The following is an 11,526-nucleotide window of genomic DNA, read 5'->3' on the forward strand; positions in this document are numbered from 1 at the left end:
GCTTGTCATGCTGGGCGCAGTGCGAGGCGCCGGCAACGTCATCCTGCTCCGTTTCGGCGAATATCCCTCTCGCGGCCAAGGCGTTGACTTCGTAGGTGAGGCGCACGGGACGGCTTCGGGCCGGGCCGAGGGTTGTCGATCCCGTGGCCAGGCTGCCAGGGCAACGGCTCTCAGCCGTTGCGACGCACGAGGGCGGCTCTGCGGGCCTCGGCGAGCTTGCGGGCCTCGCCGGCCTTTCGGGACTTGCCGCCGGCGCCACGGGAGGTGCCCTTGCTGGTGCCGAGGCCGCGGAAGGGAGCGTTGGTGTTCTTGGGTCGGGGGACGGCGGGCCCGGCGTCGAGCGGGATCCCGGAGGGAGTCTTGGCGCCGGTGATCCGGCTCAGCTCCGCCTCACCCGAGCGCACCTTGGTGACGGTCGGCTCGATGCCGGCCTCGGCCATCATGCGGCTCGTCTCGCGGCGCTGGCCCGCCAGCACAAGCGTGACCACGCTGCCGGACTCACCGGCGCGGGCGGTGCGGCCCGCCCGGTGCACATAGTCCTTGACGTCGGTGGGCGGGTCGACGTTGACCACGAGATCGAGGTCGTCGACGTGCAGGCCACGGGCCGCGACATTGGTCGCCACCAGAACGGTGATCTGGCTGTTCTTGAACTGCGCCAGGGTCCGTGTGCGCTGTGGCTGGGACTTGCCGCTGTGCAGGGCCCCGGCGTGCACCCCGCTGGCCCGCAGATGCCGGGTGAGCTGGTCGACGGCGTGCTTGGTGTCGAGGAACAGCAGTACGCGGCCGTCGCGGGCGGCGATTTCCGTGGTGACGGCGTAGCGGTCAGGGCCGTGGACGACCAGAACGTGGTGCTCCATCGTCGTGACCGTGCCCGCGGTCGGGTCGACCGAGTGGACGACGGGGTCGTGGAGGTAGCGGCGGACCAGTTGATCGACGTCGCGATCGAGAGTGGCCGAGAAGAGCATCCGCTGACCGTCGGGGTGCACCTGGTCGAGCACGTCGGCAACCTGCGGCAGGAATCCCAAGTCGCACATCTGGTCGGCCTCGTCCAGCACGGTGATTCCCACCCGTCCCAGGCGGCAGGCGTTGCGCTCGATCAGGTCGTGCAGGCGTCCGGGGGTGGCGACGACCACCTCGGCTCCCTGGCGCAGCGCGGTGACCTGCCGGCCGATCGACGTTCCGCCGACGACCGTGGCGATCCGCAGCCGCAGTGCCTCGGCGTACGGCGCCAGCGCCTGGGTGACCTGTTGGGCCAGCTCCCGGGTGGGCACAAGGATCAGAGCGAGGGGCTGCTTCGGTTCGGCGCGCCGCCCGGCTGTACGTGTCAGCAGCGGCAGGCCGAAGGCGAGCGTCTTGCCTGATCCGGTGCGCCCGCGTCCCAGGATGTCGCGCCCCTCCAGGGCATCGGGCAGTGTGGCGGCCTGGATCGGAAAGGGTTCGCGCACCCCGAGTTCGCTCAGTGTCCGCAGCACCTCCGCCGGCAGTTCCAGACCGGCGAAGGTGACGGCCGGGAGCAGCGCCGGGGTCGTTGCCCCGGGCTGGGCGGGACTGCCGTGAGCGATGCCGGAGTCATTGGGATGCTTCATGAACAGCCTTCCGCAAGGGAACGTACCGAGGAAGGCCCGGCAGGTTTGAACAGCCCACGCACAAGCCGAACGGAACAGGCAGAATCGCCCACCGCGACGACCACGCAAACACGTGAGACTAACACATGGCATAACCTCGCGCCGCTGCTACCGATCGCCCCTGTGTACGGGTGCTGGCAGGGGGTTGGCCTGGAACAACCGTTCCCCTTGAAGAACGGCCCCACCCCACGGGCGAGCTGTCGAGCCACGCATCGAGCCTTACGAGCGGGGCGCCGGGCGGGGCAGCAGGCCCCTGCTGCGGGTGCAGGTCAACAAGCCGGACGCCGTCCGGCCCGATGCTGACCATTTACTGACCCGGACGCGGCGATCAAGGCTACGACCTGCGGAAGCCGATCTCGGGCTACCGCTACTACAGCGCTGACCAGGTGGCGCGGGCGACCGTGCTGCGCCAGTTCCGTGAGATTGCCATGCCCCGCGCTGGTGTCGAGGCGGTACTGGGTTCCGGGGCTGCCGAGGTATCCCGGCTGCTCGATGATCATGTGCCGAAGGTCGTGGGAGACGCGGCGGCAGCACAGCAGAAGGCTGCTGTCATCAAGTCCGCGCTCGGGAACGTGCACGGGTCTTCCGATCACGGCGCTGAAGGGTCCCGTGCCGGCGGATGCGGTCGAGCAGGTCCTGACCGCGACTGACCGATACCGGCTCTCCACCCGAACCCTGGTGCCGACTGATCCACCGAGGCAGACGTGGGCCGGCACAGTCAACGGCGATGAGATGCGGGCCGGCGGTCGCCGAGATCCGCCGCAGCGGGCTGGTGCGACTGCCGCGAAGAAACCCCGGCGAGCGCATCGCGCTGCACGTTGCCGCCCAGGGAGTGACGTCGTGTCAGCAGATGACGAACACCCCGACATCCCCTCCCGGCTACCGCGACGGGGCAGGCCCTCCAGATCTGCTTCGAGCTGACCACGCTCTATCCCGCCGTGAGCACCACGATCCGGCCCCGACGTGATGCTCGACCTGAGGGGAAATAGCCAGCCCGTCACGATCCGCTCCGCCGACCGCGACGCTCTCACCACCCTGGCCATACCCATCAAGCCCGGCCGCTCCGCCTGAGAAAGACGACGAGGAACATCCATGACCAACGCACCCGCCAGCCCCGACCCGACCATGGAAGCCATGCCCAGGCCCTGGCCTGGAAGGTCCGGGCCTTGAGGGGCAGACCGCTGGCGCAGGCGATCACGGCGCCGGGCAGAGGAGACGACACATACGGAGCGCGCGGCGTCCAGCGGCTCCTGCAAGCCGGCCACCATGCAGTGAAGCCGGTGCCCCGCCGACCGGCACACCGCGTCATTCCGAAGGAATGCGAAACTCGAATTCGGGACGGTCCCACGGCACGGCGGGCGGGTTCGCGAGCGCGGTCCCGGTCCGCACCGCACCGACGCGGTGATAGAAGTCCTCGGCGGGAAGATGCGACACGACCGTGACTCGGTCGATCCCGGCAGCACGGGCCTCGGACCGCATGTGCGCCACGAGCAATCGCCCAATACCCCGCCCTTGCGCTTCATCGGCGACGAACAGCAGGTCGAGCTCCGGTGGAGCAAGGACGAGCGAGTAGAACCCGAGGACCCGGCCTCCATGCTCGTCGGCGCTGACGGCCACAAAGGCGCGGTGGGCCTCGATGTAATCAGGACCGACCCGGTAGCCCGCGACTGCGGCTGCGTACTTACCCTCGTAGGCGCCTGAGCCGCGCACGAGCCGCGTGAGCCGTTTGGCATCCCGCGCGACGGCCCTCCGTATCGTGACCGGCTGGCTGATCGGGGAAGTGCGTGAACTCATCGGGAGAGTATTTCGCACCGGGAAGTGCCTTCGTGCGGCGGGTCGGCTGCTCGTGCAGGCGTTCCTGCACCGCTCCCCGGAACCCCTCGCCCAGGCCCCGCTCGGCCACGCCACTGCCGCCGAATCGCCCCGGCACACACCCACGTACGCGCGGATCATCGTGGCCGAACACGCCCGACGCCGCCTGCGCGAGGCCGCCGCGCACCTGATGCACACGGTACGGGACGCCTCCCGCACCCCGTGCTTACCACACTGGCCGAGGACGACGCTCTCGCCTCCGTCGTGGACGCCATCGCCGCGTCCTTCCCGACCCGCTCCGGATCCCTGCCCCGCATCCCCGCACAAGCCCCTGCACTGCGACGAAGAGTCCGCCCAGGAGGAACGGCTGCTGCTCGCCACCGACCGCCGCGCCCGACCGACATCGAGCAGATGCGCTCCCGGCCGCGGAGGCCAGGTGACCGGCGTCCGCGTGGGCCGACAGGTCACCGGCGGCCACGACGAACTCCGAGTCAAGATCCGGACCATTCCCGGGCCAGCAGTCCCTGCAAGGTCCCCACGGCTGCCATATTCGCAGGTCAGCGAGCTGCTTGCGCTGTACCACCAACAGACGAAGAACCTTTTGGTCTCGTACTCCCCGAAGAAGCTGGGCTTCTTCTAGAGATCTTTAATGGTTGAGGTTACGGCGGTTGGAGATCGAGTCCGGTCTTGGCCATGAGGCCCTTGATGAGGCGGGGGCGGTACTGCATCTGCTTCAGCCGCGTCTTCACCAGTGCGGTGAGCTGGTCGAGGTTGTGCTCGGTGAGGTTGGCCGGCGATCTCTTCAGGTGCGACCACACGCCCTCGACGGGGTTGAACTCGGGAGCGTACGGCGGCAGCTGGTAGACGGTCAGCCATGATCGGGCGGCGATCAGCTCGCGCATGGTGCGGCTGACGTGTGTGTTCAAGTTGTCCCGGACCAGCACGATGGGGCCGCCGAGCTGTTGGTGTGCGGCGTCCGGCAGACGGGCGTAGTCGGTCTCGGTGAAGCCCTTGTGGCGGCCTTTGGCGGAACCACGGTCGAGGTGGATGCGGTGGATCAGCCGGGGCCGTCGGCCGGGCTTGGTGCAGATCAGCGCGGCCATCGAGACGCGTTTGGTGCCCGCTGCGGTGACCCGCACCACCGGGGTGCGGCCCCGGCGGCCCCAGGTGCGGTCCGCCGCCCTCTTTTTATGATGGGCCACTGCTCTTCACCTCGTCCCGCTCGGTGGCCTTCCGGGAGGGGACCTGCGCGCTCCAGCCGATGCGGTGCAGCAGCAGGTCCAGCCCCGGCCAGGGTGTACTCGACGGCGAACCGGCGGCGCCCGACCTCGGCGATCCGGGCCAGTGTCCAGCACTGGTCACTCCAGCCGGAGGCGGCCGGCCCGGCATCCAACACTGCTGCCAGTACACGGAGTTGTCCCGAGTCGAGCTGGCGGCGGGCGCCGCCGGGGCCTTTGGAGATCAGGGCCCGCCGACCGACCGAAGCCAACGCACGCCGCCACCGGTTCGCCGACACCCGGGTCACCCTGAACCAGCGGGCCACCTCCCGGTCACCGGCCCCGGCCTCGATCAGGTCAGCGGCAGCGAGCCGGACCTGCTCACGCCGAGCCCGTTCCCCGGCTGTCAATCCACCGCCATCGGGATACCTCATTCCCCCTACACAACGCGGCCCACGACAACCGTCACTGGGGCTGAGCCGTCAGCTCGCCCCGGATCGCGAACGATCAGAATGCTCCCGGCGGCTGCGGCTGCGACTGCGACTGCGGCTGGTCAGGGTGTGAGGACGATGCGGCCGAATACTTCGCCGGCGTCCATCTTCCGGTGTGCCAGGGTGGCTTGGTCCAGTGAGAGCACGTCGTGTACCACCACCGTGAGGTCGCCCCGCGCCGCGGCCGTGAACTGGTCGCGGCGTACGGCCTGCAGATCCGCGGTGCTGACCGTGGCTGCGCTGAAGGTGGCGAACGACATCGACTTCTGGAACTGCGCCATCAGCGTCGTTCCGAAGTCCGCGGGCGGCTGCCCTCCCACGGCTCCGACGGCCACCATGCGCCCGTTCGGGTTGAGCCGGTCGAAGAACGACGGCAGAGCGTCACCGGCCACCATGTCGAGGATCACGTCGTAGCCCGCCGGGGCGTCGGGGCCACCGTCGCCGGCACGGTCCAGTACATGCGTCGCGCCCAGCCGGCGCAGGCGCTCTCCGCGCTCGGCCGACGATGTGGTCACCGCCACCGCGGAGGCGCCCTTGCGGGCCGCCAGTTGCACCGCCATGACACCGATGCTGCCCGCCGCCCCGCGCACCAGCACTGCCTCTCCCGGGGCGAAGTGGGCGTGTGCCAGGCCGAAGTGGGCTACGGCTCCCGAGCTGCCGACAGTGACCGAATCGACCGGTGACAGCTTTGGGGGCAGCGGCAGAACCTGTTCGAGCGGCACACATGTCTGCTCCACATAGCCGCCTCCCGTGCCGGTGAAGGCCCACACCCGGCGGCCGATCCAGGACGCGTCGACCCCCTTTCCGGCGGCCGTGACCCTGCCCGCCACCTCACTGCCCGGGACGAATCCCTCCTCGAAGCCGTAGGCGGCCAGAGCCCCGCTGCGGATCAAGGCGTCCGCGCCGGCGACCCCCACCGCCTCGACCGCGATCAGCACCTCTCCCCCGGCGGGGCGGGGTGCCGGCAGGTCGACGAGAACCAGTCCTTCGGGACCTCCGTAGGTCCTGATCGCTACGGCCTTCACGGGTGCGTACCTCCACGTGCTCGAAGTTGCGGACGCATGAGCGCCTCGAACCGGCACACATCGCGCGCCGGGATGTGACCTGGCCGGTTCTGTCCCGGACGCTACCGGACGCCCCCGTCCGTTCAGCCTAAAGTGAGAGCGTGACCCGGAATGTGCCTCACTCCCTGCGGTCCGACGCACGGGACAACCGCGACCGGCTCCTCGATACCGCCCAGGCGCTGTTCTCGACGGAAGGCCTGACGGTTCCGATGCGGGAGATCGCGCGACGCGCCCACGTCGGGCCGGCCACCCTGTACCGGCACTTCCCGACCAAGGAGTCGCTGGTCACCGCGGCCTTCGCCGATCAACTGCGGGCGTGCCAGGACATCATCGACCGGGCGAGTACCGACCCCGATCCATGGCACGGCCTGCGCCAGGTCATCGAGAACATCTGCGAACTGCACGCACGCGACCGAGGCTTCACCGAGGCCTTCCTGTCGGCCTACCCCCGGGCCACCACCGTGACCGCAGGCCGCGACCACATGCTCAAGGTCATCGCCGACCTGGCACACAGGGCCAAGCTGACGGGACACCTGCGCCCCGACGTCGTACCGGACGACCTCATCCTCATGCTCCTGGCCAACAAGGGCATCCAAACGGCATCCCCCGCCGCACAAGTAGCAGCCTCCCGACGCTTCGCGGCCTTCGTCATCCAGGCACTCACCAACTGCCCCCACAACACACCCCTACCTCCCCCCGCACGCCTCACCCCGACCGAACAGGACACCCCCCGAACGTCGTGATCCTGCGGTCGCCCGAGTTGTCGACCACAGGTCCCCGCACGGGTGCGGGGCGGTGGCCGGTTCGGCCAGCAGCAGTTCCAGGTGGCGGGCGTTGACCGCTTCCTGTCGCGGCACAGACCCGCCGTCAACGAACCACCGTCAGGATCCCCTCTCAGTGACGCAGATCACTGAATCTTCCCGGTATCTGTCTCGCCCGACCTGCAATCCCGGGGGCCTTGGGACGTCTGTCGGGGTGGATGCGCCTCCGGCACAGGGCCACCGCAAGGGAAGTCGCCCATGACGGACGGTCGGCCGGCAGATCGAAACCGATGATTCGAGGACCGAGAATGTCTGTACGTCACGCAGTTGTCCGCAGCCTCCGTCCGGGCCGGGTTCGCGCCGCTCTGGGTGTCTCGGTTGTGGGCGCCGCGGTGGCCCTCGGTGGAGCCTTCACGGCCCACGCCGCGTCCGTAGCAGAGGCGAAGCCTGCCGAGCCGGTGCAGCCCGCGGCTCGGGAAGGGTGAGGCTCTTCAGTGCCTCGGCCCGCTGATCGTCTCCAGGTCGTCCGGCGAGTCACGTGAACGCACGCTGCACGGCTCAGGCCCGGCAGCACAGTCCGTACGCCCGCGGATCCCGGGTGGACGGACCGGTACTGCGACGTCCAGGAGACATGTGAGAACAGTGACAATCCCAGCCGCCGCAACACCGGCCGCCTGGTGGCAGAGCATGTGCCGGCCGCTGCACTCCCTGGTCCGCAGCGGAGTGGATCTGATGCGCCGAGCCCAGGCCAGCTGGTGGACGACCTTCCCACGGCGGAGGACGTGGTGCAGGACGCCTTCGCCGCGCTCCTGCGCCGCCACGGCCGTCGGCTCGCGGACCTGGACGACCCCGAGGCGTACTTGCGAACCAGCGTGGTCAACGCAGCTCGCTCGGTTCTGCGCCGACGCTGTACGGCACGCGCCTACATTCCAGAGCGTGAACGCCATGTCCCGTCCGCCGACAAGAGCGTGCTCCTTGCCGAGACCCATCAAGAAGTGATCAACGCATTGCAGCTTCTCACCCGCCGGCAGCGCGAGGTCTTGGTCCTGCGCTACTGGTCGGACCTCACCGAAGCCCAGATCGCCGACACCCTCGGCATCTCCCGCGGGACGGTCAAGTCAACTGCCAGCCGGGCCCTGGACGCTCTCAGCAGACAACTGGAGATACCTCGATGACCGAGCACCCCTTTCAGACGCGCTCCCGTCCTTCCCGTTGCCGGTGGCTTGCGGAGATCTGGCGATGAGCCGCAGCCGGCTCCACTACGACGCGATCGAACAACGACTGCGCGACGCCCTGGAAGCCCGGGCCACGAGCGCTGAGTTGAAACACTTGCGGCCCGCCGCCCTTCCCTCGATGCCCGGGCGTTCTTTCCTGCCCCTGCGCCGGACCATCATCGTGTTGTTCGGCCTGGCCGCGGCTGCTGCCTGCGCACTGCTCGCCGTCGCGGAAAGCAATTCAGACAGCCCGGGCCTTCCCGCCGACGTCCCCTCGCACTCGCCGAGCCCGTCCATGCCTCCGTCCCCGTCTTCCCCCGTCATCGAGGTGCCCGAGGAGGCCGCCACTGGGGGAACACTCGACCTGCCCTCCGCCGCCACCACGACCGAACCTTGAGCGGTTTTCAAGCCGAAGTTGCAGGTCGCGGGGCTGGCGTGGGTCGTGGGTGGGATCGGCCCGCGTCGTGCGCCGGGCAGCACCAGGAGACAGGTGCGCGCTCAGTTCCTGACCGAATCCACGGCGGTGTGTCCGCTCGGCGGTGTGTCCGGCGCCCTGCTGGGCGCGCTCGGCACCGTTGGCTACGCACTCGCCCGCAGCCGGCCCGCGGACATTCCGCTTGAGGTTCTCGGCCTCGGTGTGGGAGCGGCGCTCGTGATCGGTGTGCTCGTCGGCTTCGAGCCGGCGGCGCACGCGCCCACGCTCGCCCCCCACCGAAGCACTTGTCACACCGTGACCGGGTGCGCCCGACGCGAACACCACCAAGGAGGTCCAATGTTGCGTCGAATACTCGCCGCTGTGGCGGGTGTACTGCTCGTGGGAACAACCGCAGCCCCAGCTGTCGGAACGCCCGGTCCCATCGCGTGGACACCGTGCGCTGACCGCCCCGAGTTCGAATGCGCCACTCTGACCAGGCCGATCGACCCCGATCGACCTGATTCCGACACTTTCCAGATGGCCTTGGCCCGCCACCGCGCGACCGATCCCGGCCGTCGCATCGGCGTGCTGGTGGTGAATCCGGGCGGCCCTGGCGATTCCGGTGTCAACTTCACGTTCGGTGCGCGGTGGTACTTCAGCCCCGAGGTGCTGGCGCGGTTCGACATCGTCGGTTTTGACCCGCGTGGCGCCGGGCTCAGCCAACCGGTGCGCTGCTCGACCGAACTCCAGTTCGGCGGACCTACAACACACCCCACCGACCAGGCGGGGTTCGAGAGGCTGCGCGAGCACAACCGGCGGCTGCACGAGGACTGCGCCCGGCACTCCGGGCCGATCGTGGACCACGTCTCCACCGACGACGTCGTGCGCGATGTCGACGCGCTGCGCCAGGCGCTGGGAGAACGAAAGATCAGCTACTACGGGCTGTCCTACGGCACGGTCATCGGCCAGCGCTACGCCGAACACCACGGCGACAACGTGCGCGCGATGCTTCTGGATTCCGTGGTGGACCGGGGCCTGAACGCCCGCGAGTACGTGGCGTCGTCCGCCCGAGCCGCGGCAGACTCGTTCGAGCAGTGGAATCTGTGGAACGGCCGCACCCCGTCCTCACCGTTGCACGGGCTGGACATCGGTGACCTGTGGGACGACCTGATGGCCAGGGCGGACCGCGGTGAGCTCGTCGCCCCGGACGACCCGGCCAACCGGATCACCACGTACGACCTCAGCGCCACCCTGACCTCATCGGCCTACGCTCCGGACTGGGACGACTTCAGCTCGTGGGTGCTGTCGCTGCGCGATGGTGGCATCGCCACCCCGTCGGCCACTCATTCGGATGATGCACATGACACCTCGCTGTTCGCCACCGCGTTCACGACCATCTCCTGTGCCGATCTGAGCTTCCGCGTACGCACCTACGCCGAGTACGCGGCGCTGACGCGGTGGGAGAAGCAGGTCTCCCCGCGCACCGTCGGGTCGAATCGCGGCAACGCTGCGATGACGGCTTGCCTCGGCGGTCCGGAGACCCATACTCCGCAACGGCCGGGCACCATGCGCACGCAGGTGCCAACCCTGCTCATCAACAGCAGGCACGACCCCTCGACCTCGCACGAGAACGCGACCTCCGTGCAGCGCCAGCAAGGCCAGGCAGCCGTGCTCGTGACCTACGAGGGGTCCGGGCACGGCGTATACGACCGCAGTGACTGCACCCGGCAGGTCAGCGACACCTACCTGTTGTCGCTCGACGTGCCACGCAACGGGCTGTCTTGCCCTTCAACGGACAAGTGACGCCAACACCTCTGATGGGAGACACTCACATGAAACTCGGCAGGATGAAGATCCTGGTGCTCACCGCGACGATTCTGGTGGTGCTGACCGCCCTGATCACCGTCCCGGCGCCACCGGCAGCGGCCGCCGCGCACAACGACACCTCCCGGATCGAGTACACACTGGGAGAGACCGCCTTCACCGTTCCGGGATTCCTCGACGAGGAGAGGGAGAGGGAGGCCAAGATCGAGTTGACGGCTGTCGTGCACCATCCGCAATCCTTGCGCGGGCCACGCCCGGTGGTGATGCTCGCGCACGGTCTCTGGTACACGTGCGCCGGTGAGACCATGGGGTGGCCCTGCCCGGAGGGAACGCCACCGACGCGGAGCTACACCGGGTACGACTACCTCGCGAAAGCACTCGCGGAACAGGGATTCGTCGCCGTTTCCGTAGGCGTGAACGGCATCAACGCGGGTGAGTTGGGAACGTCCGCCGACATGGCGCGCGCCGCGCTGGTGAACAAGCACTTGGAGATGCTCCGCGACGCGAACGACGGCAAGGGGCCGCTGGCCGCGCCACTGCGGGCACTGCGCGGCAAGCTGGACCTGACCAACGTCGGGCTGATGGGGCATTCCCGCGGCGGCAGAGGCGTGGTCTGGCAGGCCGCCGACATCCACGCGGCCGACCTTCCCCGCGGCGTCCGCTTGCGGGCAGCAGTCCCGCTCGCGCCTGCCGACTACCACGTGTCCGACCCGGACTCGCCCGAGCACCTCAACTACCTCATCACACAGATCCCGTTCGCGGTGCTGGCCGGCGACTGCGACGGGGGTGTGGCCATGAACCGCCGCACCTTCGCGAAGAACGCAGCTGGACGGAACAAGGTCCCCTTCTATGAGGTCGACCTCGCCGGCGCGAACCACAACTTCTTCAACTCCGAGTGGGCGTACGACAACGACACCAGCTGCACCCCGGAGAACACCTGGAGTCAGCTCCAGCAGCAGAGCGCCGCGAGCCGCTACATCGTTTCTTTCTTCCGGTTCCACATGCTCGGCGACAAATCTGCCGGAGATGTCGTCGTCAACGGATTCTCGGGCGTCCGGGTCACCGCCCATCAGCCGGCAAGCTGATTCACGTGTACTGGCAAG

8 protein-coding genes and 1 pseudogene are annotated in these 11,526 nt (G+C 68.8%); 5 read left to right on the forward strand and 4 right to left on the reverse strand.

Going from position 1 to position 11,526, the window contains the following annotated elements:
• Positions 1-170 precede the first annotated feature (170 nt).
• The 4 genes and pseudogenes from CTZ28_RS36765 to CTZ28_RS36800 all read right to left on the reverse strand — a co-directional run bounded on the left by CTZ28_RS36765 (position 171) and on the right by CTZ28_RS36800 (position 6,170).
• Complete coding sequence (locus tag CTZ28_RS36765; RefSeq protein ID WP_121894088.1) at positions 171-1,586, reverse strand: DEAD/DEAH box helicase; 1,416 nt, start codon at positions 1,584-1,586, stop codon at positions 171-173.
• Positions 1,587-2,930: 1,344 nt separating this feature from the next.
• Positions 2,931-3,419 carry a GNAT family N-acetyltransferase gene (locus CTZ28_RS36780; protein WP_183154772.1) on the reverse strand — a complete coding sequence of 163 codons (489 nt, stop codon included), beginning with the start codon at positions 3,417-3,419 and terminating at the stop codon, positions 2,931-2,933.
• 677 nt (positions 3,420-4,096) lie between these two features.
• Positions 4,097-5,088 (reverse strand): annotated as a pseudogene (locus CTZ28_RS50040) (transposase).
• Between the two features lie 119 nt (positions 5,089-5,207).
• The gene (locus CTZ28_RS36800) at positions 5,208-6,170 is read right to left on the reverse strand and encodes a zinc-dependent alcohol dehydrogenase family protein (RefSeq protein WP_121894093.1); all 963 of its coding nucleotides are present in this window, start codon (positions 6,168-6,170) and stop codon (positions 5,208-5,210) included.
• 140 nt (positions 6,171-6,310) lie between these two features.
• On the opposite strand from CTZ28_RS36800, the gene CTZ28_RS36805 reads away from it, so the two are divergent.
• The 5 genes from CTZ28_RS36805 (at position 6,311) to CTZ28_RS36825 (ending at position 11,508) form a co-directional block, all read left to right on the forward strand.
• A complete protein-coding gene (locus tag CTZ28_RS36805) occupies positions 6,311-6,952 on the forward strand; it encodes a TetR/AcrR family transcriptional regulator (RefSeq protein ID WP_121894094.1) in 642 nt (213 codons plus the stop codon).
• A gap of 707 nt (positions 6,953-7,659) precedes the next feature.
• The gene (locus CTZ28_RS36810) at positions 7,660-8,145 is read left to right on the forward strand and encodes a sigma-70 family RNA polymerase sigma factor (RefSeq protein WP_398657518.1); all 486 of its coding nucleotides are present in this window, start codon (positions 7,660-7,662) and stop codon (positions 8,143-8,145) included.
• Between the two features lie 64 nt (positions 8,146-8,209).
• Positions 8,210-8,581 (forward strand): hypothetical protein, encoded by a 372-nt coding sequence (locus CTZ28_RS36815; RefSeq protein ID WP_121894096.1) that lies wholly within the window; start codon positions 8,210-8,212, stop codon positions 8,579-8,581.
• Positions 8,582-8,599: 18 nt separating this feature from the next.
• Complete coding sequence (locus CTZ28_RS36820) at positions 8,600-10,402, forward strand: alpha/beta hydrolase (RefSeq protein ID WP_147481251.1); 1,803 nt, start codon at positions 8,600-8,602, stop codon at positions 10,400-10,402.
• Positions 10,403-10,431: 29 nt separating this feature from the next.
• Positions 10,432-11,508, forward strand: coding sequence for an alpha/beta hydrolase family protein (locus CTZ28_RS36825; RefSeq protein ID WP_147481252.1), 1,077 nt, complete (start codon positions 10,432-10,434; stop codon positions 11,506-11,508).
• Positions 11,509-11,526: the final 18 nt, after the last annotated feature.

Origin of the sequence: Streptomyces shenzhenensis (assembly GCF_003688995.1) — a bacterium.
Lineage (GTDB): Bacteria > Actinomycetota > Actinomycetes > Streptomycetales > Streptomycetaceae > Streptomyces > Streptomyces shenzhenensis_A.